Source organism: Streptomyces sp. CA-249302, from assembly GCF_050936785.1.
Lineage (GTDB): Bacteria > Actinomycetota > Actinomycetes > Streptomycetales > Streptomycetaceae > Streptomyces.
This window is the reverse complement of sequence record NZ_JBNJMG010000001.1, coordinates 7,809,207-7,835,268: the sequence shown is the minus strand read 5'-3', so window position 1 is coordinate 7,835,268 and position 26,062 is coordinate 7,809,207. Positions and strand designations below refer to the sequence as shown.

General features: G+C 69.3%; 18 protein-coding genes. 3 read left to right on the top strand and 15 right to left on the bottom strand.

The annotated features are described in order from the left end of the window. Positions 1 to 11: 11 nt before the first annotated feature. On the top strand, positions 12 to 416 hold the full coding sequence (locus ACQEWB_RS35605) for a hypothetical protein (protein WP_432838440.1): 405 nt from the start codon (positions 12 to 14) through the stop codon (positions 414 to 416). Between the two features lie 40 nt (positions 417 to 456). Here the strand turns inward: ACQEWB_RS35605 and ACQEWB_RS35600 are convergent, their stop codons facing one another. The 10 genes from ACQEWB_RS35600 to ACQEWB_RS35555 all read right to left on the bottom strand — a co-directional run bounded on the left by ACQEWB_RS35600 (position 457) and on the right by ACQEWB_RS35555 (position 14,697). Further along, the gene (locus ACQEWB_RS35600) at positions 457 to 2,160 is read right to left on the bottom strand and encodes a proline--tRNA ligase (RefSeq protein WP_432838438.1); all 1,704 of its coding nucleotides are present in this window, start codon (positions 2,158 to 2,160) and stop codon (positions 457 to 459) included. Positions 2,161 to 2,232: 72 nt separating this feature from the next. Next, positions 2,233 to 2,802 carry a GNAT family N-acetyltransferase gene (locus ACQEWB_RS35595; protein ID WP_432838436.1) on the bottom strand — a complete coding sequence of 190 codons (570 nt, stop codon included), beginning with the start codon at positions 2,800 to 2,802 and terminating at the stop codon, positions 2,233 to 2,235. A 54-nt stretch (positions 2,803 to 2,856) separates the two neighbouring features. Further along, positions 2,857 to 3,705, bottom strand: a complete 849-nt coding sequence (locus ACQEWB_RS35590; RefSeq protein WP_432838434.1) for a GNAT family N-acetyltransferase — start codon at positions 3,703 to 3,705, stop codon at positions 2,857 to 2,859. Positions 3,706 to 3,802: 97 nt separating this feature from the next. Continuing rightward, complete coding sequence (locus ACQEWB_RS35585; protein ID WP_432838432.1) at positions 3,803 to 5,581, bottom strand: alpha-L-fucosidase; 1,779 nt, start codon at positions 5,579 to 5,581, stop codon at positions 3,803 to 3,805. Positions 5,582 to 5,755: 174 nt separating this feature from the next. After that, positions 5,756 to 6,913 carry a flavodoxin-dependent (E)-4-hydroxy-3-methylbut-2-enyl-diphosphate synthase gene (ispG, locus tag ACQEWB_RS35580; RefSeq protein WP_432838430.1) on the bottom strand — a complete coding sequence of 386 codons (1,158 nt, stop codon included), beginning with the start codon at positions 6,911 to 6,913 and terminating at the stop codon, positions 5,756 to 5,758. Positions 6,914 to 7,112: 199 nt separating this feature from the next. Next, positions 7,113 to 9,023, bottom strand: a complete 1,911-nt coding sequence (locus tag ACQEWB_RS35575) for a recombinase family protein (protein WP_432838428.1) — start codon at positions 9,021 to 9,023, stop codon at positions 7,113 to 7,115. Between the two features lie 179 nt (positions 9,024 to 9,202). Then, positions 9,203 to 10,495 carry a M50 family metallopeptidase gene (locus ACQEWB_RS35570; protein WP_432844185.1) on the bottom strand — a complete coding sequence of 431 codons (1,293 nt, stop codon included), beginning with the start codon at positions 10,493 to 10,495 and terminating at the stop codon, positions 9,203 to 9,205. An 8-nt stretch (positions 10,496 to 10,503) separates the two neighbouring features. Further along, positions 10,504 to 11,757, bottom strand: a complete 1,254-nt coding sequence (dxr, locus tag ACQEWB_RS35565; protein ID WP_432838426.1) for a 1-deoxy-D-xylulose-5-phosphate reductoisomerase — start codon at positions 11,755 to 11,757, stop codon at positions 10,504 to 10,506. An 87-nt stretch (positions 11,758 to 11,844) separates the two neighbouring features. Continuing rightward, positions 11,845 to 13,776, bottom strand: coding sequence for an acyl-CoA dehydrogenase family protein (locus ACQEWB_RS35560; protein ID WP_432838424.1), 1,932 nt, complete (start codon positions 13,774 to 13,776; stop codon positions 11,845 to 11,847). Positions 13,777 to 13,887: 111 nt separating this feature from the next. Continuing rightward, complete coding sequence (locus tag ACQEWB_RS35555; RefSeq protein WP_432838422.1) at positions 13,888 to 14,697, bottom strand: GH12 family glycosyl hydrolase domain-containing protein; 810 nt, start codon at positions 14,695 to 14,697, stop codon at positions 13,888 to 13,890. Between the two features lie 226 nt (positions 14,698 to 14,923). Here ACQEWB_RS35555 and ACQEWB_RS35550 point away from each other — a divergent pair, with 226 nt between their 5' ends. Together ACQEWB_RS35550 and ACQEWB_RS35545 are read left to right on the top strand one after the other, a co-directional pair. Then, a complete protein-coding gene (locus ACQEWB_RS35550) occupies positions 14,924 to 15,940 on the top strand; it encodes a LacI family DNA-binding transcriptional regulator (protein ID WP_432838420.1) in 1,017 nt (338 codons plus the stop codon). Between the two features lie 104 nt (positions 15,941 to 16,044). Beyond that, positions 16,045 to 18,093 carry a glycoside hydrolase family 31 protein gene (locus ACQEWB_RS35545; RefSeq protein WP_432838418.1) on the top strand — a complete coding sequence of 683 codons (2,049 nt, stop codon included), beginning with the start codon at positions 16,045 to 16,047 and terminating at the stop codon, positions 18,091 to 18,093. A 90-nt stretch (positions 18,094 to 18,183) separates the two neighbouring features. On the opposite strand, the gene ACQEWB_RS35540 is transcribed toward ACQEWB_RS35545, so the two are convergent. From ACQEWB_RS35540 to ACQEWB_RS35520, 5 genes are read right to left on the bottom strand one after another with little or no spacing between them, the layout of a single operon-like run. Further along, positions 18,184 to 18,759, bottom strand: coding sequence for a chorismate mutase (locus ACQEWB_RS35540; protein ID WP_432838416.1), 576 nt, complete (start codon positions 18,757 to 18,759; stop codon positions 18,184 to 18,186). Between the two features lie 35 nt (positions 18,760 to 18,794). Continuing rightward, the gene (locus tag ACQEWB_RS35535) at positions 18,795 to 19,523 is read right to left on the bottom strand and encodes a glycoside hydrolase family 12 protein (RefSeq protein WP_432838414.1); all 729 of its coding nucleotides are present in this window, start codon (positions 19,521 to 19,523) and stop codon (positions 18,795 to 18,797) included. A 48-nt stretch (positions 19,524 to 19,571) separates the two neighbouring features. Further along, entirely contained in the window at positions 19,572 to 21,806 is a 2,235-nt protein-coding gene (locus ACQEWB_RS35530) for a glycosyl hydrolase family 95 catalytic domain-containing protein (protein WP_432838412.1), read from the bottom strand. Next, positions 21,803 to 23,788: a beta-galactosidase gene (locus tag ACQEWB_RS35525; protein WP_432838409.1), complete on the bottom strand. Its 1,986-nt coding sequence runs from the start codon at positions 23,786 to 23,788 to the stop codon at positions 21,803 to 21,805. Before ACQEWB_RS35525 ends, ACQEWB_RS35530 begins: the two co-directional genes overlap by 4 nt. Beyond that, positions 23,788 to 25,992 carry a 1,4-beta-glucanase gene (locus tag ACQEWB_RS35520; protein WP_432838407.1) on the bottom strand — a complete coding sequence of 735 codons (2,205 nt, stop codon included), beginning with the start codon at positions 25,990 to 25,992 and terminating at the stop codon, positions 23,788 to 23,790. The genes ACQEWB_RS35525 and ACQEWB_RS35520 overlap by 1 nt, the downstream gene beginning before the upstream one ends. Positions 25,993 to 26,062 lie beyond the last annotated feature (70 nt).

Here is a 26,062-nt window from a genome sequence, read left to right as displayed (position 1 = left end):
ACGCACCCGAGGTGGAGTCGGAGGAGCCGCTGCCGTTGGAGGACGTGAGCCCGCTGGAGGAGGACGAGGAGTCGCTCGAGGACGAGCTGCTGGAGGACGACGAGGTGCTGTCCGACGAGGACGAGGTGCTCGACGACGAGGACGAACTCGTATCGCTGCTGCTACTGCTGCTCGACCCGGTGTCGCTGCTCGTCGTCGAGGACGCCGCGCTGGTGTCCGTGTTCATCGTGCCGATCAACGCGAACATCCCGGCGGCGGCCGCCAGAGTGACCGCCGCCGCTGTCGCTGCCGTGCGCCGGGCCCCTCTGCGGACCGCAGCGGCGGCACCTCGTTCCCTGGTTGTCATGACCGTTCCCCTCCCTAGTGACGCTCTGTCACGCACTAAGGTCGGGCAACGGCCTGAGAGAAGTCTGTGAGTCCCCTTTAGGGCTCCCGAGACCTTTCTGAGGAGTTCCTTTAGGCGCTGAGGCGGGCGATCGCCTCGTCCACCGTCAGTTCCTCGCGCTCGCCGGACCTGCGGTCCTTGAGCTCCAGGACGCCTTCGCCGGAGCGGCGGCCCGCGACCAGGATCTTCGGTACGCCGATGAGCTCGGCGTCCGTGAACTTCACGCCCGGGGAGACACCGGCCCGGTCGTCGCAGAGGACCCGGAGGCCGGCCGCGCGCAGCTTCTCGGAGACCTCCAGGGCCAGCTCGATCTGGAGGGCCTTGCCCGCCGCGACGACGTGCACGTCGGCCGGGGCGACCTCGGCGGGCCAGCACAGGCCCTGCTCGTCGGCGGTCTGCTCGGCGAGGGCGGCGACGGCGCGGGAGACGCCGATGCCGTAGGAGCCCATGGTGACGCGGACCGGCTTGCCGTTCTGGCCGAGGACGTCGAGCTTGAGGGCGTCGGCGTACTTGCGGCCCAGCTGGAAGATGTGGCCGATCTCGATGGCGCGGTCCAGCTTAAGGCCGGTGCCGCAGTTCGGGCACGGGTCGCCCTCCTGGACGACCACGACGTCGACGTACTCGTCGACTTCGAAGTCGCGCCCGGCGACGACGTTCTTGGCGTGCGTGTTCTGCTTGTTGGCGCCGGTGATCCAGGAGGTACCGGGGGCCAGGCGCGGGTCGGCGACGAACCGGACCTTCTCGCCCCGGCCCTGCGGACCGACGTAGCCCTTGACCAGGTCCGGGCGGGCCACGAAGTCCGCCTCGGTGACCATCTCGACGACCGCCGGGGCGAAGTGCGCCTCGACCTTGCCCAGGTCGACCTCGCGGTCGCCGGGGACGCCGACGGCGACGATCTCGCCGTCGACCTTCACGAGGAGGTTCTTGAGGGTGGCGGAGGCCTCGACGCCGAGATAGGCGGCAAGCGACTCGATCGTCGGGGTGTCGGGCGTCGGGATGTCCTCGGCCGCGGGCACGTCCGAGCCGTCCACCGGCTTCAGCTCGTACGTGATCGCCTCGGTGTTGGCCGCGAAGTCGCAGTTCGGGCAGTCGGCGAAGGTGTCCTCGCCGGCCTCGGCCGGGGCGAGGAACTCCTCCGACTTGGAGCCGCCCATGGCGCCGGCGGTGGCGGCGCAGATGCGGTAGTCGAGGCCGAGGCGCTCGAAGACGCGCTGGTAGGCCTGGCGGTGCAGGGCGTACGACTGGGCCAGGCCCTCGTCCTCGGTGTCGAAGGAGTACGAGTCCTTCATCAGGAACTCGCGGCCGCGCAGGATGCCGGCCCGGGGGCGGGCCTCGTCGCGGAACTTCGTCTGGATCTGGTAGAGGATGACCGGCAGGTCCTTGTAGGAGGACGCCTGGTCCTTCACGATCAGCGTGAAGATCTCCTCGTGGGTGGGGCCGAGCAGGTAGTCGCCGCCCTTGCGGTCGTTGAGGCGGAACAGCTCCGGGCCGTACTCGTCCCAGCGGCCGGTCGCCTCGTAGGGCTCGCGGGGCAGCAGCGCGGGGAGGCTGACCTCCTGGGCGCCGATCGCGTCCATCTCCTCACGGACGATCCGCTCGACGTTGGCCAGCACCTTCTTGCCGAGCGGCAGCCAGCTCCAGATGCCGGCGGCGGTACGGCGGACGTACCCGGCGCGCACGAGCAGCTTGTGGCTGAGGACCTCGGCGTCCGCCGGGTCGTCGCGCAGGGTCTTCGCCATCAACTGGGACATGCGCTGGACCGGTGCGTTGGCCATGGTTCTCGTACTCCTGCCAAGAAAGGGTGATGGCAGGAGGTTAGCCGGGCACGCTGTGCCGGTGGAAATCGGTCAGCGGCGACGGAGCGGGAGCGGGGCGCCCATCACGGCGTACGGCTTGGGGGCGCTGGGGAAGAGGACCTGGCGGGCGAGGTCGTCGTAGCCGAGGGAGCGGTAGAGGCCGCGGGCCGGGCTGTCGACGTCGATCGCGGAGAGGATCGAGCGGGGTTCGGTGGCGCCGTCGGTGATCGTGGTGATCAGCGTGCGGCCGATGCCGTGGTTCTGGTGGTGGGGGTGGACGTGCAGCTCGGTGATCACGAAGGAGTCGTCGAGCCAGTGGTCATGGCCCTGGGCTCGGAGGTAGGGCTCCACGACGGTGGACCACCAGTGGGTGCGGTCGTTGGGCATGCCGTAGACGAACCCGACGAGGTTGCCGGCGACGGTGGCACCCAGGGCGCGGGCGCCGGGATACGTCATGTGCCGCACGACGATCTGCCTGCGCACGGCGACCTCGTCGGCGCCCAGCCCGAAGGCGATGGCCTGCACGGCGAGTGCCTCGTCGACCCGGGCGGCCAGGTCGAGCGGACCGATCACGACGTCGTCGGGTTCGCGGCGATGACCGTGACCGGGAAAGTGCAGCATGCCGGGGAGACTACAGGTCCCGTACGAGGGTCAGAACAGCCCTGTGAACAGCGGCTAGAAGAGAACGCTCATGAAGGCGCCGACCTCCTGGAAGCCCACCCGGTGGTACGTCCTTCTCGCCGGGGTGTTGAAGTCGTTGACGTAGAGGCTGACGATCGGGGCCACGTCCGCCAGGGCATAGCGCAGGACCGCTGCCATGCCGGGGGCCGCCACGCCTCTCCCCCGGTATTCGGGGGCCACCCACACGCCCTGGATCTGGCAGGCCTGCGAGGTGGCCGCGCCGATCTCCGCCTTGAAGACGACCTTGCCCTGGTCGTCGAGGCGGGCGAAGGAGCGGCCGGAACCGACCAGTTCGGCGACCCTGGCCTGGTACAGCAGCCCGCCGTCCCCCGCCAGCGGCGAGACGCCCACCTCCTCGGTGAACATCGCCACGCAGGCCGGCATGATCGCGTCCATCTCGTCCTTGCGGATGCGGCGGACGTACGGATCCGGGGCGATGTCGGCCGGCATGCGGTCGGTGACCATCAGGGGCTGGTGGCCGCGGACCTCGCGGGCCGGGCCCCAGCTGGGTTCGAGGAGGCGCCAGAGCTGGGTGGTCGGCTCGGCCGGGCCCACGATGGAGGAGCAGCGGCGCCCGGCCCTCCTCGCCCTGTCCGCGAAGGCGCGCACGGCGCGCGGCGTGGCGCAGATGGGGACCAGGTTGGCGCCGGCGTAGCAGAGGGACGTCAGCATGCCGTCCTCGTAGAAGCCCCACATCTCGCCGCCCAGCCGCCACGGGTCGAGGCCCGCGACCTGCACCCGCGACGTCACGAAGGCGTTCGCGACCGGCTCACGGTCGAGGACGGCGAGCGCGGCGTCCAGGTCACTCGGTTCGAGCACCCGGGAGGTGGTCTGGGTCAACACGTGCGGGGCCTCACCCTGAGGGTTCGCTGATCTCCGCACTGTACCTGCCGATTTTGTGCCGCGCCGCCCCGTGGAGCGACGCGGCAGAGCGGGTGCGTCAGCCGTGGCCGGTGGGGTGGCCGTAACCGACCTGCACCTCGTCGATCCTCAGCTGCCGGTAGTACGCGGGGACGGTCGCCGCGGACCAGGTGGTGGCCACGTCGAGGCGGAGGTAGCGGGTGCGCAGCCCCGCCGGGAGGTCGATGAAGCGGATCCCGCGCGCGCTCTCCAGCACGCCCGCCCTCACCTGGCTCCACGTCGTCCCGTCGTCGCTCACGGACACCGTGTAGTCCTTGATCCGCGCCGAGTCCTCCTTCCGCCCGAAGGTCTCCCTGTTGTACGTCGGCGACCATTCGCGCTGGTTGATCCCGAGGTAGCCGGCCCTGCGGACCCGCCCCAGGTCGAGGGTGTAACCGGCGGGCAGGACACCCTTGTTGTCCGTGTACGTGGTGAAGTCGCCGTCGGTGAGGACGGGTTCGGAGGCACGGACGCCGCCGGTCGGATAGACGCCCTCACGCTTCGGCGCCGTACGCACCTTGAAGACCGTGTCGTACGGGTCCCAGTCGGCGATCCCCTTGATGGTGAGGGTGCCGTCGCGCTGGTCGAAGTGGAGGCGCTTTCCGGTGCGCAGGTCGGTGATCCGCTCGACGCGGTAGCCGTTGTCGCGGATACGGACCTGGTCGCCGGCGGTCGGACGGGTGGTGACGTGGACGTACTGCGTCCCGTGCGGGTCGGCGCGGCTGACGGTGGTGTAGCCGTACGAGCCGTCGTTCCAGGCGCCGGGCTGCATGCCGCCGTACATGAAGCCGCCGCCGTCGACCCCGTGCAGGGACTGCCAGATGGGCGGGAGGTAGTCCTTCATCAGGTCGAGGAACTTCTCCTGCTGGGGTGGGAAGCGGCCGTTCACCATCGCCGTGAAGTCCATGAGGGAGCGGATGGAGTTGCCGGCGTTGGCGATGTAGCGATCGACGTTGAGGGCCGTGGACACCGGGCGGTCCTGGCCGTCGTACCACCAACTGCCCGTGTCGGGGACCTTGTAGCAGGACTCGGTGAGGCGGGGCATGGGGGTCCAGATCGCCGACGGCTGGTCGTACGGCGGGTTCATGCCGACCTTCTGCTCGTGGGACACCATGTCCATGATCGGGGTGTCCTCGTTGTTGTTGCTCAGGGTCATGTCGGGGCGCAGCTGCCGGATCTGCTCGTAGAGCTGGTGCTGTTCCCAGTACTCGTTGTCGTTGTCGATCCAGAAGCCGGACAGCTTCGGGTAGTTGCGCATGACCTCGAAGAAGTTGTCGTAACTGAACTCGCCGAAGCCCTGGCGGGTGGTGAGGTCGACGTCGTGGCCCTTGTAGGCGGAGTACGCGGCCGAGTCGAGGGTCTCGACGCCCTGTTCGGCGTGCCACTGGGGATCGTCGGTCATGTAGAGGATGACCTTGAGTCCCTTGGCGTTCGCGGCCTTGATCAGCTCACCGAGGATGTCCCGCTCGGTCGAGCACGAACCCGGGATCGCCGACGGCCAGGGGCGGGCGTAGCCGAGGCGGGAGTGGAAGGTGGCGAGCACGATGTAGCTCGCGCGGATCTTGCGGGCCTGGTCGACCCAGTAGTCCGGGTCCCAGCCGCCGTCGGTGACGTCCTTCTCCCAGGAGGCGCAGTCGAGGTGCTTGGGGGCGGTGAACATGCCCCAGTGCAGGAACATGCCGGCGGTGGCGTTGCGGAGGGTGGACTGGCGGGGCGGGTAGGCGGGGGCCGATTTCGCGCCCGCGTGGGCGGCGGGGGCGGTGGCGAGGAACAGGGCGAGGAGGACGGTCCAGAGGGCGAACAGCCTGCGGCGTCTCATACGGTCACCTTGGTCATCCGATGTATGCGGGATGCTTACGTATCGATTGGAGCGTGAGAGCCATTGCGGCCCACAACGTCCCGGAATACATCGGAGCTGTCAAGGGAACTGGAAACAACACTTACGCCCCGCCACAAGGGATGTGACGGGGCGTGAGAGTGAGTGGGAGCCGGATCAGCCGGCGACGGACACCTCGGGCTCGCCGGAGGCGACGCCGTCCGCCTCCATCTGCTCGGCCAGCTTCATGGCCTCCTCGATGAGGGTCTCCACGATCTTCGACTCGGGGACGGTCTTGATGACCTCGCCCTTGACGAAGATCTGACCCTTGCCGTTGCCGGAGGCGACGCCGAGGTCGGCCTCGCGGGCCTCGCCGGGGCCGTTGACGACACAGCCCATGACGGCGACGCGGAGCGGGACCTCCATGCCGGTGAGGCCGGCGGTGACCTCTTCGGCGAGCTTGTAGACGTCGACCTGGGCACGCCCGCAGGACGGGCACGACACGATCTCCAGACCGCGCTGCTTGAGGTTGAGCGACTCCAGGATCTGGTTGCCGACCTTGACCTCCTCGACCGGCGGGGCGGAGAGGGAGACACGGATGGTGTCGCCGATGCCCTGGCTCAGCAGCGCCCCGAAGGCGACCGCCGACTTGATCGTGCCCTGGAACGCCGGTCCCGCCTCCGTGACACCGAGGTGGAGCGGGTAGTCGCACTGGGCGGCGAGCTGCTTGTACGCCTCGATCATCACGACCGGGTCGTTGTGCTTCACCGAGATCTTGATGTCCCGGAAGTCGTGCTCCTCGAAGAGCGACGCCTCCCACAGCGCGCTCTCGACGAGGGCCTCGGGGGTCGCCTTGCCGTACTTCTGGAGCAGGCGGCGGTCCAGCGAACCTGCGTTGACGCCGATGCGGATCGGGGTGCCGTGCTCCTTGGCGGCCCGCGCGATCTCCTTGACCTTGTCGTCGAACTGCTTGATGTTGCCGGGGTTCACACGGACCGCGGCGCAGCCGGCCTCGATGGCCGCGAAGACGTACTTCGGCTGGAAGTGGATGTCGGCGATGACCGGGATCTGCGACTTCCTCGCGATCGTGGCGAGCGCGTCCGCGTCGTCCTGCGTCGGGCAGGCCACGCGGACGATCTGGCAGCCGGAGGCCGTGAGCTCGGCGATCTGCTGGAGGGTCGCGCCGATGTCCGACGTACGGGTCGTGGTCATGGACTGCACGGACACGGGGGCGTCGCCGCCGACCGCCACGGATCCGACCTGGATCTGCCGGCTCTTCCGCCGCTCGGCAACCCTGGTCGGAACGGACGGCATGCCGAGAGAAATCGCAGTCATCTGCTGTGCAACCCCAAGTCGTGGATCAAGGTCCGGTCCCGGAACAACGGGCTCCAGGCTTCGAGATTACGGCACGGACGTGGACGGAAGCACATGCCGTCTCAGAGGTTCACCTGATGGCGGCCGCGGGGAACACGCCCTTCCCGCGTGGTCATGGTGTCGGGAAGGGCGGCTTGTCGGGTCACTGCGGGACGAACCTTCAGCGAACAGCCGGGGTATCAAGAACTGTGCGAATCAGCAGGGCCGGAGCGGCGCGATAGCCGACAACCGTTGTGCCCTCCGCCGCCTTGCCGAGGAACTCGACGATGTCGGCCCATACGCCGTCCGCCAGCCAGGTGGACTGCCTGAGACGAACCCTTTCGGACTCTCCGAACCTGGCCGGAAGGTCACGCCAGCGGATTCCCGTACGCAGACGGTGCAGCATCCCCTCCAAGGCTGCCCGCAGATCCAGTGGCGACCGAAAGTGATGCGCCGAATACCTACAGTGCAACAACTGTTGGATCTGCTCCCACTGACCGTCGTCGGGGGACGGCGGAATCAGCGTTCCAGTGCGTTCATGCCAGAGGGTTGTCGAGCACCTCGTCCCCTCTCGGTACCGGAAACGGGAATCCACGATGTCCACCCGCACGTCGACCAGTTCGGCCACCCGACGTTGCTCGCACGACAGCAGTGTCCGGATGTCGGGACTACTGGATGCCAGAAAGGTCCTCAACCAGGCGCCCCTGTCGCCCTGCTCCAGTTCATGCAGCCAGTCCCGAGCGTGCCCCAGGATCCGGTCGAGCGCGTTCAGGTCCGATTCGAGCTGCCGGGCCCCGGCCCTGACGACCAGGTCTACCTGGACCCGCGTCCGTAGTCGATCGAGTTCATCACGGTACTGCCGAGAAATCCGCTCCAGCGCTTCCACCCGCTCAACGTGCCGGGCCGGCGATGTCGGCGTGACTCGAGAGAACGACGGAGTGGGCCTGTGGGCCGGTGGCACCGAAGCGAGCAGAGCATTGACGTGGTCAGCCACCTGCTCCTCCACGACATGGGCAGGCAGGAAGGCGCACCCGCAGGCGACAGCCCGTTCCCATCCCGAACATCGGTAAGTACGTAGACCGTCCTTGCTGCGCAGACAGCCGATATAAGGCAGCCCGCACGGTCCATGGACACGCCCCGAAAGCGGGTAATCCGCGCTGGTGGCGGACTTGTTCGACCGCACCAGTTCGGTCAGCGCATCCTGGAAGGCCTCAATCCGATCCGCCGCCACAATGGGCGGAAGCGGAATTACCACGCTGTCACCGAACAACGGTTTTCCGTCCGTGCCAAGCCTGGTGCAATGGTCACCCCATTGCTGATCAGCCCGACGAAAGACGACACTTCCGAGAAAGGTCCCGCTCTTCAGCCGACGATGAAGGTTCGACGGGGTCCAGCACCTACCGGTTCGAGTGAAGGCCCCACGTTTGTTCAATTCTCCGGCGAGTTCCGTGATGCCTCGCACTCCGCCGATGACGAGATCAACGATGAGCCGCACCACACGCGCCTCAGCCGGGTCCACCTCCAATGTCGAACCGAAGGCCCCCTTGCCGCTGATCCGGTACCCGTACGGCGCGGGGCCGCCCGGCCACCCTCCCTCCACCGCCTTCAGTTGCCGCCCGGCCTGAGTGCGTGCCCGAATACGCCGGTAGTCCTCTTCCACGGCTCGCGCCAGCCGATCGATCGTGAGCCAGCGCTCGATGCCAGGTCCGCCGAGGGGCTCGGCGCAGCACTCCACTTGTCCTCCGACGTCCTCGATCTGCCACAAGCAGCGCCAGATGGCAGCTTCCGTCCGTCCCAGTCGGTCGAGGCGATGCACCAGGACGAGGTTCACTCGCCCTGCGGAGACATCCTCAACGAGAGCGTCGAATCCTGGGCGCGTGTGGCTGGAGCCCGATTCACCGAGGTCTTCCCGGCACGCCACGAAGTGCCAGGACGAGCGCCGCTCAACAATCGCCTTGATAGCCGCCACCTGAACAGGAACCCCGAACCTGCCCCGCTGCTCGGTGGTCGACACCCGCACATAGGCGGCGACGTCGACCCTCCCCGCGATCCCGTTCTTGTCAACTGCGGCCGACACAGTACCTTGCTGCATGTCAGTCCTCTCGAGACTGGCCAGACCCCAGGGTGTTGACGCACCGCTGGGGTCACCCATGAACAGCAGAAATGTACGAAGATCGAAATCATGGCATGGGAAAAATAACCCGCCCTTCACTCCTGTGAGTTACCAAGTGAAGGGCGGGAAATTTCAGACTTGCCAAAATCGATCAGCGATCAGCTGATCTTGACCGGATTGACCACATCTGCGATCAAGACGAGAACGGTAAAGCAAACAAAGATCCCCGCCACCACATAGGCCACCGGCATCAGCTTCGCCACGTCGAACGGGCCCGGGTCCGGGCGCTTCATGACCCTCGCCACGTTCCGGCGCAGGGACTCCCAGAGCGCGCCCGCGATGTGGCCGCCGTCCAGGGGCAGCAGCGGGAGCATGTTGAAGAGGAACAGGGAGAGGTTGAAGCCGGCGACCAGCATCACGAACATCGCGAGCTGCTGGGTGGCCGGGATGTCCAGGGTGAAGATCTCGCCGCCGACCCGGGCCGCGCCGACCACGCCCATCGGAGAGTCGGCCGCGCGCTTGCCGTCGCCGAAGGCCGCGTCCCACAGGCCGGGGATCTTGCCGGGCAGGCCCGCGATGGAGTCGACGGCGTCGCCGACGCGGTCGCCCATCCAGGTCAGGGACTCGCCGAAGTCCTGCTTGACGATGCCGCTGGCGGCGCTGAAGCCGAGGAAGCCGGCGCTGACGTACTTGCCCTGGACGATCTGGCCGCTGGAGTCCTTCTTGGCGACCTGGTTGGTGGCGATCGTGGCGTGGAGGGTGACCTCCTGGCCCTTGCGGTCGACGACGATCGCGACGTTCTTGCCGGGGTCGGAGCGGATCAGGTCGGAGAGCTTGTTCCAGTCGTCCGTGCGGACACCGTCGAAGGAGACGATCTTGTCGCCGGGCTTGAGGCCGGCCGCCGCGGCCGGGGAGGCCGGGTCGCCCTTCTTGCAGGTGTCGCGGTTCTCGCTCTGGGCGATGACGCACTGGGAGACCGAGCTGACCGAGGTGGTCTGCTGGGAGATGCCGAAGCCCATCAGGACCGTGAAGAACAGGGCCACGGCCAGGATCAGGTTCATGAAGGGGCCCGCGAACATCACGATGACCCGCTTCCAGGGGGCGCGGGTGTAGAAGAGGCGGGTCTCGTCGCCGGGCTGGAGCTCCTCGAAGGCCGCCGAGCGGGCGTCCTCGATCATGCCGCGCCAGGGCGAGGTGGAGCGGGCGGTCAGCTGGCCGTCGGGGCCGGGCGGGAACATGCCGATCATGCGGATGTAGCCGCCGAACGGAATGGCCTTGATCCCGTACTCGGTGTCACCCTTCTTCCGCGACCAGATGGTCGGGCCGAAGCCGACCATGTACTGGGGCACGCGGATGCCGAAGAGCTTGGCCGTGGACAGGTGCCCCAGCTCGTGCCACGCGATCGAGACCAGCAGGCCGAACGCGAAGACGACTATGCCGAGGATCATCATCAAGGTCGTCATGCACGCGCCTCCGCGATCGCCGTCAGTTCCCTGGCCCGGGCCCGTGCCCAGGTCTCCGCTTCGAGGACGTCCGACACGGTGAGTGAGGTTCCCGTGACCGGGGTGCCGTGCTCCTCGACCACCCGTGTCACCGTCTCCATGATCCCGTTGAACGGCAGCGCGCCGGTGCGGAACGCCTCCACGCACTCCTCGTTGGCCGCATTGAACACCGCCGGGGCGGTGCCCGCGAGCTCACCCACGTGCCTCGCAAGGTTGACCGAAGGGAACGCGTCATTGTCGAGCGGGAAGAACTCCCACGTCGACGCCTTGCTCCAGTCGAAGGCCGGGGCCGCGTCCGGGACGCGCTCGGGCCAGCCGAGGCCGATGGCGATGGGCCCGCGCATGTCGGGGGGCGTCGCCTGGGCGATGGTCGATCCGTCCGTGAACTCAATCATCGAGTGGACATACGACTGGGGGTGCACGACCACCTCAATGCGACTGAAGGGAATGTCGTAGAGGAGGTGTGCCTCGATCACTTCCAGGCCCTTGTTCACGAGGGTCGCGGAGTTGATCGTGATGACCGGTCCCATGGCCCAGGTGGGGTGCGCGAGCGCGTCCTCGACGGTCACGTCCGCCAGCTCGGCCTTCGTACGCCCCCGGAAGGGTCCGCCGGACGCGGTGACGACCAGCTTCCGCACATCGGCCCTGGTCCCCGCCGCCAGCGCCTGGAACAGCGCCGCGTGCTCGGAGTCGACCGGGATGATCTGCCCCGGCTTGGCGAGCGCCTTGACCAGCGGGCCGCCGACGATGAGCGACTCCTTGTTGGCGAGCGCGAGGGTGCGGCCCGCCTCCAGGGCGGCGAGGGTCGGGGCGAGGCCGATGGAACCGGTGATGCCGTTGAGCACGGTGTGGCAGTCGGAGGCGGCGAGTGCGGTGGCCGCCTCCGGGCCGGCGATGATCTCGGGCAGCGCCGCCCCGGAGCCGTAAAGCCCGGTCAGCGCCTCACGCAACTCCGGTACGACGTCCTCGCGGGCGACGCCGACGGTCCGCACCCTGAGCCGGTGCGCCTGCTCGGCGAGGAGGCCGACCCGGCCGCCGTTGGCGGAGAGCGCGGTGACCCGGAACCGGTCGGGGTTGCGGAGCACGAGGTCGATGGCCTGGGTCCCGATCGACCCGGTGGAGCCGAGGATCACCACGTCCTTGGGGCCGCTGCCCGCCACGGGGTCGTAGACGAGGTGTGGATCCGCGAGGGGTGCTGGACTGTCGCTCATCCCTCCATTGTTGCCGTAAGGACGGCGTGTGAGGACAGCGCGTCCCCCTCCCGGGGGTGTGGAGGGGGACGCGCGGGCGTGGGCGGGTCAGCGGATCGGGCGGTGGACGTTCTCCCGCTCGCTCGGGCCGGGGTTCGCCTCGGCGATCCACAGGCCCTCGCCGGACGGGTCGACGATGCCCTCCTCCAGCCATTCGTAGGTGCCGGACATGACGCCCTTGACGACCTTGCGGTCCAGGTCGTCGGTGTTGTTCCACAGGCGGCCGAAGAGTTCCTCGACGCGCAGGCGGGACTGTTGGCAGAAGGCGTCGGCGAGCTGGTAGGCCTCGCGGCCGTGGTCGTCCTGGCCGCGCAGCAGCTCGGCGCGTACGCAGGCCGCGCTCATCGCGAAGAGCTCCGCGCCGATGTCGACGATCCGGCCCAGGAAGCCCTGCTTGGTCTCCATCTTCCCCTGCCAGCGGGACATGGCGTAGAAGGTGGAGCGGGCCAGCTTGCGGGACGTGCGTTCGACGTAGCGCAGGTGCGGGGAGAGGTCGGCTCCGTGCTTGAACTCGCCGTAGGAGTACGGGAGTTGGCCTTGGCCCGCGACCAGTTTCGGCAGCCACTTCGCGTAGAAGACGCCCGCGTTCGCGCCCGCCTTCGCCTTGTCCTGGAGTGACTTCTCGGGGTCGATGAGGTCGCCGGCGACGGACAGGTGGGCGTCGACCGCCTCGCGGGCGATCAGGAGGTGCATGATCTCCGTCGAGCCCTCGAAGATGCGGTTGATCCGGAGGTCGCGCAGGACCTGCTCGGCGGGGACCGCCCGCTCGCCGCGGGCCCGCAGCGACTCGGCCGTCTCGAAGCCGCGGCCGCCCCGGATCTGGACCAGTTCGTCGGCGATCAGCCAGGCCATCTCGGAGGCGTACAGCTTGGCGAGCGCGCCCTCGATGCGGATGTCGTTGCGGTCCTCGTCGGCCATCTGCGAGGACAGGTCGAGTACGGCCTCCAGTGCGAAGGTCGTCGCCGCGATGAAGGAGATCTTCTGGCCGACGGCCTCGTGGTGGGCGATCGGCTTGCCCCACTGCTCACGGGCCGCGGACCACTCTCGGGCGATCTTCAGACACCACTTGCCGGCCGCCACGCAGGAGGCGGGGAGGGAGAGCCGGCCCGTGTTGAGGGTGGTGAGGGCGATCTTCAGGCCCGCACCCTCCGGACCGATACGGTTCGCCGCCGGGACCCTGACCTGGTGGAAGCGGGTGACGCCGTTCTCGATGCCGCGCAGGCCCATGAAGGCGTTGCGGTTCTCCACGGTGACGCCGGGCGAGTCGGTCTCGACGACGAAGGCGGTGATGCCGCCCTTGTGTCCTTCGGACTTCGGGACGCGGGCCATGACGACCAGCAGGTCGGCGACGACGCCGTTGGTGGTCCACAGCTTCACGCCGTCGAGGACGTAGTCGTCGCCCTCCGGTACGGCCGTGGTGGCGAGGCGGGCCGGGTCGGAGCCGACGTCCGGCTCGGTGAGCAGGAAGGCGCTGATGTCGGTGCGGGCGCAGCGGGGCAGGAACTGCTCCTTCTGCTCGGTCGTGCCGAACAGCTTGAGCGGTTGCGGTACGCCGATCGACTGGTGCGCCGACAGCAGCACGCCGATCGCCGGGGAGGCAGAACCGGCCAGTGTCAGCGCCTTGTTGTAGTACACCTGGGTGAGGCCGAGCCCGCCGTACTTGGTGTCGATCTTCATGCCGAAGGCGCCGAGCTCCTTGAGGCCGGCGATGACCTCGTCGGGGATGCGGGCCTCGCGCTCGATCAGGGCGCCGTCGACCTTGGTCTCGCAGAAGTCGCGGAGCCTGGCGAGGAACTCCTCGCCGCGCCGGGCCGCCTCGGCGGTCGGCATGGGGTGCGGGTGGACCAGGTCGAGCCGGAAGCGGCCGAGGAACAGTTCCTTGGCGAAGCTGGGCTTGCGCCACTCCTGTTCCCGGGCCGCCTCCGCCACCTGGCGGGCCTCACGTTCGGAGACGGTGGGTTTGCTGGATGGTGCGGACATGAGGCTCACCTCGCCGCGAATCGGGATCTCGGGCCGTATTGGTTACCGACGGGTGCTACTCGATCGTATGTACCCGATCCCGGGCGACCCCACCACCCTTCGCGCAGCCGTTCAGCCGATGTTGACGGAGTACGCGTTCGTGTCCAGGCGGCCGGTTCCCTTGAAAACCTCGGTGCCGGACTCGATTCCGGAGACGTACTTGTCGTTGCTGAGCAGCTTGCGCCGGACGAGTGCCTGGGTGAAGTCGTCCAGGTTCAGGGTCGCCTTGGTGGTGTTGGTGCGGCGGACGAAGGAGTAGACGTTCCAGCCGATGTTCCCCTGGTAGATGTCCCACATCGCGCCGTCGAGGCTGACGCTGCCGTACTTGGTGCCGAGCGGGCCCGCGCCGCCCTGCCGGTTGAGCCAGACCATGATCTCGTCGGTGGGCTGGTCCTGCCAGTCGGCGTTGTTCTTGGCGTGCAGCCACAGGTCGTACGAGACGTTCATGGTGCCCGGGGTGGCGGGGAGCGAGAAGTCCCAGGTGGTCGTCACCTTCTTGCGGTCGCCGACCCGGATCGGCAGCCCGGTCGTCGCCTTGTCGACCTTCCAGCCCCAGTGCCAGCCGAGCACGGTGGAGGCGTACGACTTCACGTCGTAGTCCTTGCCGGTGGCGCTGTTGGCCAGGCTGTAGGACGTCCCCCAGGAAACGGTCGAGCCCGACTGGGAGTTGGCCCAGACGCACTGGGTGCCGGTGTACTTCCCCTCGTTCCACAGGTTGTTGTTCACGTAGTACTTGCCGAGCGTGATCGTGTCGAAGGCGGTGCACTTCTTGTCGGTCTCGCCGGCCTGCGCCACGGTCACGCCGGCGGCGGCCGCGAGGGCGACCACGGAGGCCAGCAGGGTCTTCCGCTTCTTGGACAGGCGCGGTCTGCGGTGTTGCATCGGGGGTCCTTCCGGGGGACGGTTCCTCTACGACCTCTCAGTGGCCGCCGACCCGCCGATAGGTTGCCCCCCACGGCGCCGAGACCGTCGTAGGAGAAATACTGTCGAAGCGCTTCGACAACCTATGGACACCCACGCCCGCCAGAGCTAGTGTCGAACCACCCTCACACCCGCCCCTGTACGCAACGCGCACTGTCGAAGCGCTTCACACCGCTGGGAGAGCTGGATGGTCACCCTCGCCGAGGTCGCCCAGCACGCCGGAGTCTCGGCGAGCACGGTGAGCTATGTCCTCAGCGGCAAGCGGTCGATCTCCGCGACCACCCGGCTGCGGGTCGAGCAGAGCATCCGCGAGCTGGGCTACCACCCGAACGCGGGCGCGCGGGCGCTGGCCAGCAGCAGGTCGAACATCATCGCGTTGATGGTCCCGCTGCGCACCGACATGTACGTGCCGGTGATGATGGAGATCGCCATCGCGGTCGCCACCACGGCCCGGACCCATGGTTACGACGTCCTGCTGCTGACCGGCGAGGAGGGTCCCGACGCGGTGCGCCGGGTCACCGGCAGCGGGCTCGCGGACGCGATGATCCTGATGGACGTCGAACTCGACGACGAGCGGCTGCCGTTGCTGCGCGGCACAGACCAGCCGTCCGTGCTCATCGGGCTGCCGGCCGACACAACCGGCCTCACCTGCGTGGACCTTGACTTCCGGGCCACCGGCGCACTGTGCGTGGAGCACCTGGCGATGCTGGGCCACCGCGACATCGCTGTCATCGGCGAGGCGCCCGCCGTCTACGAGCGGCACACCGGCTTCGCCGAGCGCACACTCGACGGACTCCGGTCGCGCGCCCAGGAGTTGGGGGTACGGCTGCTGCACCGGCCGTGCGAGGGCGGGTACGACGCGATGGCCGTCACGCTCGCCCGCATCCTCGACGAGCGTCCGGGGACGTCCGGGTTCGTCGTGCAGAACGAGTCGGCGGTGGAGCCGCTGCTCGCGCTGCTGCGGCAGCAGGGCCGGGCCGTCCCGGAGGACGTGTCCGTGGTCGCGATCTGTCCGGACCAGGTCGCCGTGCAGGCCTCGGTGCGGCTGACGTCCGTGGCCATCCCCGCGCAGGAGATGGGCCGGCACGCCGTGGAGCATCTGGTCGCCAAGCTCGACGGCCGCGGGAGTGACGAAGTCATGCTGATCGCGCCGGAGTTGACGGTGCGGACGAGCACGGGGCCGGCCCCCACCCGCATTTCCTGACCCTGCTCTTCGCTCTTCCTGCCCCTGCCCCTGCTCTTCGCTCTTTCTGACCCCGCTCTTCGTGTGCCCCGCGGGGCACCCTCATGTCTTCGGGAGCACCCTTCGTGAATCAGCCTGCCGAAAACCAGACCCAGGTAAGCCTCGCGCAGTCGTCGCCCACGGTCGGCACGTTCCGGGAGCGGGACGGGGCGCTGGAGTGGAGCGGTCGTCAGGAGACGCTGCGGATCGAGCCGTGGGGGCCGGACGCGGTCCGGGTCCGGGCGCGGCTCGGCGGTCCGATCCTGGACGGGCTGCCGGGCGCGCTGCTCGACGCGCCGCCGGTCACCGAGAGCAGCGTCAAAGTGGGTGACGGGGAAGGGCAGTTGACGGTCGGGGCGCTGACGGTGGAGGTCAGCGCCGAGGGTCTGATCCGCTTCCTGCGCACCGACGATCGCAGTGAGGTGCTGGCCGAGGAGCGCGCGCACTTCTGGTGGCCGGGGCCGCGGCTCTACACGGCCGTCGGCAACGGATATCACCGGCTGGAGCAGCGGTTCGCCGCCTACGAGGACGAGCAGCTGTACGGGCTGGGGCAGCACCAGCACGGGCGCTTCGACCAGAAGGGGCTCGTCCTCGATCTGGTGCAGCGCAATGCCGAGGTCGGCATTCCGGTGCTGTCGTCGAGTCGCGGCTACACGCTGCTGTGGAACAACCCGGCGATCGGGCGGGTGGAGTTGGCGGGGAACGGCACCCGGTGGGTCGCCGACTCGGCCCGGCAGATCGACTACTGGATCACGGCGGGGAGTCCGGCCGACGGTCAGCGGCGCTACAGCGCGGTGACGGGGCGGACGCCGATGCTGCCGGAGTGGGCGGCGGGCTTCTGGCAGTGCAAGCTGCGATACCGGACCCAGGACGAACTCCTCGGTGTGGCACGGGAGTACAAGCGGCGGGGGCTGCCGATCTCGGCGATCGTCTGCGACTTCTTCCACTGGACGCATCTGGGTGAGTGGAAGTTCGATCCGGCCGAGTGGCCCGACCCGGGCGCGATGGTCCGTGAACTGGCCGAGCTGGGCATCAAGTTGGTGGTCAGCGTCTGGCCGTCGGTGTCGCCGCTGAGCGAGAACCATCCGGTGATGGAGCAGCGCGGGTACTTCATCGGCACGCAGTACGGGCCCATGGCGCACGCGGACTGGCCGGACAAGGGGGTCGCGTCGACCGTCCAGGTGGCGTTCTACGACGCGACGAATCCGGACGCGCGGGAGTTCGTGTGGTCGAAGGTGCGGGACAACTACCTGCTGCCGTACGGCATCACGGCGTTCTGGCTGGACGCGTGCGAGCCGGAGCTGAAGCCGGGGTTCCAGGAGAACCTGCGGTACTGGGCGGGGCCGGGGCTGGAGGTCGGGAACAGCTATCCGGCCGAGAACTCCCGTACGTTCCATGAGGGGTTGCGCGCCGAGGGGGAAGAGGTCATCACCCTCAACCGGTCGGCCTGGGCGGGTAGTCAGCGCTATGGCGCCGCGCTGTGGTCCGGGGACATCGGCACGGACTTCGCGACGCTGCGGCGGCAGATCGCGGCCGGGCTCAACACCGCGATGTCCGGGATCCCTTGGTGGAACACGGACATCGGCGGTTTCCACGGCGGGGATCCGGACGATCCGGCGTACCGCGAGGTGATGGTGCGGTGGTTCCAGTTCGGGGCGTTGTCGCCGTTGATGCGGCTGCACGGGTTCCGGGATCCGGGGATGCCGCTGGGGCCGGACATGACCGGCGGTCCGAACGAGGTGTGGTCGTACGGGGACGAGGCCGGGGCGATCCTGGAGCGGTACCTGCGGTTGCGGGAGCGGCTTCGGCCTTATGTGCTGGAGGTCATGCGGGAGGCGCATGAGGAGGGGCTGCCGGTGATGCGGCCGCTGTTCCTGGAGTTTCCGGAGGACGCGGGGGCTTGGGGGGTCGACGACTCGTATCTGTTCGGGCGGGACCTGTTGGTCGCGCCGGTGCTGGTCGCGGGCGCGACGGCTCGGACTGCTTATCTTCCGGCTGGGGCGACGTGGACGGATGCGTGGACCGGGCGGACGTATGCGGGGGGTGCGGCGGTGACTGTTGATGCGCCGTTGGATCGGATTCCGTTGTTCTTGCGGGACGGGGTGTTGTTGCCGGTTCGGGAAGGGGCGCGGTAGGTCGGCGGCCGGGTGCGGGTGGAGTGTGGCTGGTCGCGCCCGCGCGGCGGAGCCGCAAATGGATACAGTCCCGCGCCCCTTAAGGGCGCTTCAGCCCCGGCATACAGAAGGCAGGGCGCGGATCAGTGCTCGTGTGTGGAGCAGGTCCGAGTGCATTTCGTGGTGGACCTCGATCACCGCCACGGCGAGTTCGGGTTGGCATGTCGCGGCCGTGCGCTGAGGGGTCGTGTCGGCCAGGGACTGGACCAGGTCCGCGTTGATGCGGTTGATGGTCTGGCGAACGACGTTCAGGTCGGGCTTGGTGGTGGGGGCCTTGTCGGGGTGGGCCGTCCACTCGGCGTACAGACCTCGTTGGACCTGCTTGTTCGCCTCGATCTGGTCGCGGAAGACGTGGCGGATCTCGTCGGGGTCGGCGCCGATCTGCTGGGCCTGGGCTGCGACGGTGTCCAGGACCACCTGCTCGCGGGCCGGGTCGTCGATGGGGCTGTCCGTGCCCCACTTGGCCGCGGCGACGAGATCCGCCGTGGCCAGGCGTTCGGCGGCGAGTTCGGCCACCGGCTGGAGGGCGTTGGCGTGGGGCGTGGAGGCCGCCGCCGCGGTGCTCGGTAGCGCGAGCAGCGTGGCGGCGGTGATCAGGAGCATGCGGTGGGGGGTGGGAATACGCATGGGGTCCATGTAACCCCACCCCGGCCACCGACCGGTCAACTACTGGTGACGCTCTCGCTGTTGACCGTGAAGTTCAGGCCGCCGGACGACGAGGTGACCTCGAAGCCGAACTGGAGGTCTCCTATCGTCACGTTGCCGAACCAGCCCTTGGTGTCCTTGATCCACTTGAGGATCGGGAGGACGTTGATCGTGCCCGAGGACGAGTTCGAGGTGCGGACGAAGGAGAAGACGTCGTTGGCGCCGTTGTTGCCCTTGTAGACGGTCCAGGTGTGGCCGCCGAGCGTGAGGGTGCCCTGGGAGGTGCCCAGCGGGCCGACCGCTCCGGTCTTGTTGACCCAGAGCATGATCTCGTAGTCGTAGTTGGTGTCCCAGATGTCGTACGAGGTGTTGTACGCGCCGGACGACGGGACGGTCACGTTGTAGCTGCTGGAGAGCGAACCCAGCGAGGTGATCGACTTGTTGATCACCTTCTTGGCGTTGGGGTAGGACTTGATGCCGCCGGTGTTGGGGTGGTCGGCCCAAACGCCCCAGTTGGTGCCGGAGTTGGCCCAGATGCACTGGCTGCCGGCGCCGGAGCCCCAGATGTTGTTGTAGAGCGTGTAGCCGTTCAGGGTGGTGTTGCCCCACTGGTCGCAGGAGCTCCAGACGGCGGCCGAGGCGGGGGCGGAGGCGAGACCTACGGTGGCGCCGAGCGCGAGGGCGGGGGCGACGATCGCCATGGTGATCCGCGTTGTGATCCGCTTCTTCAGCGTGCTTGTTGCCATGGTGTCCCTTCCATGGGTGGGGGGAGTTGCGGGGGTGAATTGCGGGGATTACCACGTCCCCAGGGTGAGGACGTGGTCTTCTCCGGCGACGAGGTCGAGCGGTCGCGCGCCGGAGGAAGTCCGGAGTTCGACGCGGTGGGTCCGGGTGGGGCGGATCACCGCGATCGCTTCGTGCGGGCTCCAGGTGAGGTCGAGTTCGGCCCCGAACCGGGTGCGGATGCCGAGGAGTCGGCCGTTCGGGTAGGCGGTCGGGAGCGCGGGCAGCAGGACCAGGCGGTCCGGGGTGGACTGGACGAGGGACTCGACGATCACGGCCGGCAGGGTGTGCGCCGCGTCCGCGTTGTAGACGTCGAGGTGCGGGTAGTGGGCGCTCATGAGGGAGGCGTGGAAGAAGTCTCCGTGGAGGACCTGGCCGAGGGCGTGCGCGACCCGTTCGCCGTCGCGGAGCCGGGCGGCGACCAGGGCGTGGTGCAGATGGCCGTGGGCGGAGTCGTTCTCGGCGCCGCGCAGTTCGAGGGCGCGGTGGGCGGCGGCCGCGAGCTCCGGGGTGTCGTACGGGTTGATCTCGTCCAGCGGCCACACCCCGTAGAGGTGGCTGAGGTGACGGTGGTCGTAGGCGTCGTCGAGGCCCGGCCAGGCCCATTCGGCGAGGGCGCCGTCGGCGTTGATCCGGTGCGGGGGGAGCCGCTCGGCGAGGGCGCGCCAGCGATCCGCCTGCTCCGGGTGGTACTCGGCGGCCGTGAGCAGCGCGTGCCGGGCGGCCGACAGGTCCATGGCCGCGTTGATCGCGCCCCAACTGGCGTTCGCCGGACGGTTCTCGGGCGAGTAGGAGGGGACGACGACGAGGTGGCCGTCCTGGTCGAGCCGGTCGAGGAAGTCCTCGTAGAACAGGGCGACTTGGGCGAGTGCGGCGGCCGTGCGCGGGTCTCTGGTCCCCTCGGTCTCGTCATGGTCGACGAGGGGTTTCAGCAGCCAGTCGGCGCCGGCCGTCCACAGGTGCAGCGGGTATTCGCGGCTGAAGTGGTACGTCAGCCCGGACTCGCCGTCGGTGTGGGCGGGGGCGACGACACCGCGGCAGCCGAAGACGGTGCGGGCGTTCTCGGCCCAGTCGTCGAGCTGACGGTTGATCAGGGAGGCGTGGGCCGCGGTCACTTCGGGCAGGCCGGCGGCCGCCGCCGACGCGGTCTGGAGGTTGACGTTGGCGTCGTTGGTGAAGGCGCCGGACCAGGCGGTGTCCCAGTCGCCGGTCCAGAGGCCGGTGAGGCGGGGCGGGTTGAGGCCGCTCGCGGAGAGCAGGTGGTAGCGGCCGGCGGCGAAGAGGCGCTCCAGGAGGGCGGGGCTGTCGGGGTGGGTGAGCAACTCCGAGCCGGGGAGGGCGCGTTCGGCGGGGTCGGCGGCCAGGTCGAGGGTGACGCGTTGGTAGGCGGTGCGGTGGAGGGGGGTGTGGCGGGCGAGGAGGAGGGTGTACGGGTCGGGGGCCGGCGGGGCGTGCGATCCGTCCGGCGATTCCGTGGCCGGGGGCGTCTCCGGCAGCAGGTCGCCCAGGGCGCGGGCGTGGGGCGCGGTGTCCAGCTCGCCGGTGTGGCGCAGGACGCGGGACAGCAGGAGCACCGGCTCCGCGCCGGTGACCCGTACCCCTGGGGGTGTGAGCGCCGTACGGCCGCCGCCGGCCACCACCAGCGTCAGTCCGGTGTACGCCGTCTCGCTGCCGGGATAGCGGACGCGCAGGGTGAGCAGGGCGCCCTCGGGGGTGAGCACGGTGCCGTCGCCGACGGCGAGGTCGATGGGTGCGCCCGGGAGGCGTGGGTCGAGGGCGATGTCCAGGTCGCCGCCGGTGATGTGCTGGACGATCACGTCGTCCGCACGGGACACGAAGACGCGGCTGCGCCGGCCCTCGCACTCGGCCGCCACCACGCCGGTGGTGAAGTCGACGGATCGACGGTAGCCGCGAGCCTCGTCGCCGGCGGCTCTGCGCAGCCGTACCTGGAAGGCGGGATGGAAGGGTTGCACCCACTGGAGGTCGCGGCCGTCGGTGAAGGCCTCGGCCGCGTGCAGTTCGCCTGCGAGCAACTCGTCCTGGAGGAGCGGGAGTTGGGCGGCGAGTCGGGGCGGGCGGGCGGTCTCGCCGCCGTTGGGGCGGACGAGGGTGTGGTGGGTGACGACGACCCGCTCGTCGTTCGGGTCGCCGAACACAAGGGCGCCGTGCCGGCCGTTGCCGCTCAGGAAGCCGTCCTCCCAGCGGGCGGCGGGGCGGGGTTCCCAGGTGCCGTGGATCTGGTTCATGGGCGCAACACCACCACGCCGTAGCGGCCGAGCGTGACCTCGCCCTCGACGGTCACCCCCGTCAGCAGGTCGCGGTGGCTGCCGGGCAGCTCCACGGTGACCGACTCGCGCCCGTGGTTGAGCACGAAGAGCAGGTCGCCGCGGCGGACCGCCTCGACCCGGTCGGGCAGTCCGTGCAGCACGGGCCGGACGCCGGCACCGTCCGCGACCTGGGCGAGCAGCGTGCGCAGGGCGTGCGGTTCGGGGAGCGTGGAGACGTACCAGGCGCGGCCCTTGCGCAGCACGGCGGGCAGCCCGTCCAACTCCCCGCCCTTGTAGGTGACTTCCGCCGAGCCGTCCTCGGCCCTGTCGAGCTCCTCCGACCACAGGGTCCCGCGGAAGCCGTCGGTCTCGACCACCTCCCCCTCGTCCAGCGGCCACCATTCGTGGAGTGTGCGGATGCCGAACAGCTCACGCAGCCGGGCGTCCATGCCGCCGGTCCGGACGCGGTCGTCCTGGTCCGCGATGCCGGTGAGGAAGCCGCAGACGAGGGTGCCGCCGTCGCGGACGTAGGCGAGGAGGTTGTCGACCGCCGCGTCCGTGAGGGCGTAGAGCTGGGGGACGACGACCAACTTGTAGGCGCTCAGGTCGTGTTCGGGGTGGGCGAAGTCGGTGGCGAGATGGGCCTGCCAGAGGGCGCGGTGCCAGGCGGTCAGTACGTCGGTGTAGTCGACCCGGGTGGAGAGCCGGCCCTCGTGGGCGCCGGCCCACCAGGAGTGCCAGTCGTGGAGGACGGCGATGTCACTGTCCGTATGACGTCCCGTCACATCAGCGGCGATCCTCGCGAGTTCGGCGCCGAGCTGCTTGACCTCCTGGAAGGTGCGGCCCTCCTCCCCCGCGTGGCCGACCATTCCGGAGTGGAACTTCTCCGCGCCCTGCCGGGACTGCCGCCACTGGAAGTAGCAGACGGCGTCGGCGCCACGGGCGACGGCCTGGAGGGACCAGAGGCGGTTGAGGCCGCGGGGCTTGGGGTGGTTGACGCCCCGCCAGTTGACGGGGCCGGCCGCCTGCTCCATCAGCATCCAGGGGCCGCGGGCCTGCGAGCGGGTCATGTCCTGGACGAGGGCGCCGTGTTGGGCGCCGAGGGGATCGCGCGGGTCGGGGTACAGGTCGACGGAGACGACGTCCTCCTCCGCAGACCACCGCCAGGCGTCCTGACCGGCCCACAGCGGCATGAAGTTGGTGGTGACGGGGATGCGGTCCGGGGTGTGCCGCCGGACGATGTCACGTTCGGCGACGTAACACTCCAGGAGCATGTCGGAGGTGAACCGCTTGAAGTCCAGCACCTGGCCGGGGTTCTTCAGGTAGTGGGCGTGGCGCGGGGTCTGGACCTCCGCCCAGTCGCCGTAGCCCTGGCTCCAGAAGGCCGTCCCCCAGGCGGAGTTGAGGGCGTCAAGGGTGCCGTACCTGTCCTGAAGCCAGCGTCTGAAGCGTGCGGCGGCCTCGTCGCCCCAGTCGTAGGTGCAGTACTCGTTGTTGATGTGCCACATGGCGAGGGCGGGGTGGCCGCCGTACCGGGCGGCGAGGTCCTCCGTGATCGCGGCGGCGTACTGCCGGTACACGGCACTGGAGTGCGAGAAGTGCTGTCGGCCGCCCCACCACTCGGTGCGGCCGTCCTCGTCACGGGGCAGGGTCTCGGGGTGCAGCCGGCCCAGCCAGGGCGGGGGCGAGGAGGTCGGGGTGGCGAGGACGACGCCGATGCCGTTGGCGTGCATCAGGTCCATGAGCATGTCGAGCCAGCCGAACTCCCGCTCCCCCGGCCGGGGTTCGAGCTTCGCCCAGGAGAAGACGCCGAGGGTGACGGAGTTGACGCCGGCGTCCTTCATCAGCCGGACGTCCTCGTGCCAGGTCGCCTCGGGCCACTGCTCGGGGTTGTAGTCGCCGCCGAAGAGGATGCGGCCCCGGGTGGCGTCGGCGAGAGTGGGGCCCTCGGCGCCGGGCATCAGACGGGCTCCCCGTACTGGACCCCGCGCCCGTTGGTCGCGAGATAGACCCGGCCGTAGATCCGCGGATCACCGACGATGACCTCGCCGATGTATCCCCACTGGTGCCGGTCGTCGTTGATCCGCACCCAGCTCTTCGCACCGTCGTCGGAGCGGTAGACGGCGGTGATGGCCTCCGTCGAACCGACCTGATAGATCGCCGGACAGTCGGCCCCCTCGGCCGCCTTACCGAAGCCCAGGGTGTACGAGGCCCAGCAGCTGTCGACCTTCGCGAAGGAGGCCCCGCCGTCGGTGGACCGGTACAGCCCGTTCCACTTGGCGCTCAACCACAGGTCACCGGAGCGCCCCGGCGCCGCGACCAGCTTGAACTGACTGTCCCCCGACGGCAGCCCACTCGCACGCTCGGTGAAGGTGAGGCCACTGTCAGTGCTGGCGAGTACTTTTCCCATATCGGTGTCGTACGCGTAGAAGAGCGTCGGATCGGCCGGGTCGGCGACCGGCGTGGCGCCCTTCGGGAAGGAGGAGATCTGGGTCCAGGTGGTGCCGTTGTCGTCCGACCGGTGGGCGGGGTACTTCGTCCCGTCCCAGTGCACGAAGGACCACAGCAGCACGCTGCCGTCGGCGTTGGTGGCGATCGGCCCCGGCGCGTCGTGGGCGATGGAGGGCTGGGCCTCGAAGGGCGCCCAGGTCCGGCCACCGTCGTTCGAGTACGCCCCGTTGCCGTTGTCGCCCCACCCGGTGCGCACGACGTACGCCGGCCTGCCCGCGGCCTGCGCGAGTCCCGTCGCCGACCCGAACACGGGGTTCGTCGCCATGCCGCCGGCGGGCGAGGCCGAGAGCCGCTCGTGGTACATGGTCCCGATGTCCCTGGACCCGCTCAGCAGGTGCGCCTCCCCGACCGGGGGCGACACCAGCTGCACCACGGACGTCTCCTCCAGGCCCCGGATCTGCGGGGCCCAGTGGGTGAGGTCCCGGGTGCCGTAGAGCGTCGCGCCGGTCCCGTACACGACGTGCTTCGAGTCGAAGGGATCGACGGCGACGGCCTGGATCCACCACCCGAACTTCGGCTTGTCGGCGCCCCACTTGAGGTAAGGAGTCTCGGACACGTCGAAGACAGCGGCGTTCTTGAGGGACGTCCAGGTGCGGCCGCCGTCGGTGGTCCGGTAGAGCGTGTCCACGTCGGCCCACCGGTTGTTGGTGGAGACGACGACGGTGCCGGGGCGACGGGCGTCGACGGCGACCCCGCCGTACCCGAAGTTGTCGGCGGACCCTTCACCGGTCGTAGCGCCCGGCTTCACGGGAGTGACCTCGGTCCACTTCCCCTTCCCGACGGCCAGCTTGTGCACACTGCCGGTCGACTGCCCGTTGGGCCCGGGCGCGTCGGCGTACGTCACGTACAGCTCACGCGTGAGGCAGTCGTACGCGGCGCGGATCGGCACCTCGGCGGAGGCGCCGGCGGGCTGCCCGGGAACGGCTTCCCAGGTGCTCCCGTCGACGGTCCGGAACAGGTTGGCGCCGGTACCGCCGCCGTCCCCCCACCCGGCATAGACGGCACGCCCGACGGTGACCAGGAAGACGACACCCTGCCCGCCGGCACTCGGGCTGCCCGGAAAGCCACTGACGGCTGCCCAAGTGGCGCCCCGGTCGGTGGACTTGAGGAGCCCGTCATGTCTGGTGCCGAGCCAGAGGGTGTCACTGTCACGCGGGTCGACGAGCAGCCGCTCCCCCGCGCCGCGTCCGTCCTCATTGGCCCCGAGCTTGACGGCGAGGTCGGTCCGCGTCCAGGTGGCACCACGGTCGTCGGACCGCAGCACGGCTCCGTTGCCGGCCCAGGACTGGGCATAGGTGCCGAGGGCGAGGTAGAGCCGCTCCGGGTGCACGGGATCGACGGCGATCGCCTCGACCCCGAGGAGGTTCCAGTCGTCCCACCCGATGTGGTCGATGAGCGGGGTCCAGCGAGCCTCCCGGTCGTCCCACCGGTAGGCGCCACCGATGTCGGTCCGGGCGTAGGCGAGCCCGCGCACGGAGGGGTGAAAGAGCACGCCGGTGATGAATCCGGTGCCGCCGATTACGGCGTTGCGCCAGCGGTAGGTGGGGGTGGCGGCGGCCTCGGCGCGCTCTTGGAGGGGCGGAAGCGTCGTGATCGCGGCCGCAGCCGCGGTCCCGGCCAGAACGGCACGACGACTAAGCCCGGACGCGAACATGACACATACCTCGCAATGTGAAAGGGAGCAGGGATACCTACCTAGGGGCGCGGGGAACTGCGCGACCGGC

Bases quoted from the DNA above. Each gene is read 5' to 3' on its own strand.
- ACQEWB_RS35600 (WP_432838438.1), bottom strand. From the start codon at position 2,160: ATGGCCAACGCACCGGTCCAGCGCATGTCCCAGTTGATGGCGAAGACC.
- ACQEWB_RS35595 (WP_432838436.1), bottom strand. From the start codon at position 2,802: ATGCTGCACTTTCCCGGTCACGGTCATCGCCGCGAACCCGACGACGTC.
- ACQEWB_RS35585 (WP_432838432.1), bottom strand. From the start codon at position 5,581: ATGAGACGCCGCAGGCTGTTCGCCCTCTGGACCGTCCTCCTCGCCCTG.
- ispG (WP_432838430.1), bottom strand. From the start codon at position 6,913: ATGACTGCGATTTCTCTCGGCATGCCGTCCGTTCCGACCAGGGTTGCC.
- ACQEWB_RS35575 (WP_432838428.1), bottom strand. From the start codon at position 9,023: ATGCAGCAAGGTACTGTGTCGGCCGCAGTTGACAAGAACGGGATCGCG.
- ACQEWB_RS35570 (WP_432844185.1), bottom strand. From the start codon at position 10,495: ATGATGATCCTCGGCATAGTCGTCTTCGCGTTCGGCCTGCTGGTCTCG.
- dxr (WP_432838426.1), bottom strand. From the start codon at position 11,757: ATGAGCGACAGTCCAGCACCCCTCGCGGATCCACACCTCGTCTACGAC.
- ACQEWB_RS35560 (WP_432838424.1), bottom strand. From the start codon at position 13,776: ATGTCCGCACCATCCAGCAAACCCACCGTCTCCGAACGTGAGGCCCGC.
- ACQEWB_RS35555 (WP_432838422.1), bottom strand. From the start codon at position 14,697: ATGCAACACCGCAGACCGCGCCTGTCCAAGAAGCGGAAGACCCTGCTG.
- ACQEWB_RS35550 (WP_432838420.1), top strand. From the start codon at position 14,924: ATGGTCACCCTCGCCGAGGTCGCCCAGCACGCCGGAGTCTCGGCGAGC.
- ACQEWB_RS35540 (WP_432838416.1), bottom strand. From the start codon at position 18,759: ATGCGTATTCCCACCCCCCACCGCATGCTCCTGATCACCGCCGCCACG.
- ACQEWB_RS35535 (WP_432838414.1), bottom strand. From the start codon at position 19,523: ATGGCAACAAGCACGCTGAAGAAGCGGATCACAACGCGGATCACCATG.
- ACQEWB_RS35530 (WP_432838412.1), bottom strand. From the start codon at position 21,806: ATGAACCAGATCCACGGCACCTGGGAACCCCGCCCCGCCGCCCGCTGG.
- ACQEWB_RS35525 (WP_432838409.1), bottom strand. From the start codon at position 23,788: ATGCCCGGCGCCGAGGGCCCCACTCTCGCCGACGCCACCCGGGGCCGC.
- ACQEWB_RS35520 (WP_432838407.1), bottom strand. From the start codon at position 25,992: ATGTTCGCGTCCGGGCTTAGTCGTCGTGCCGTTCTGGCCGGGACCGCG.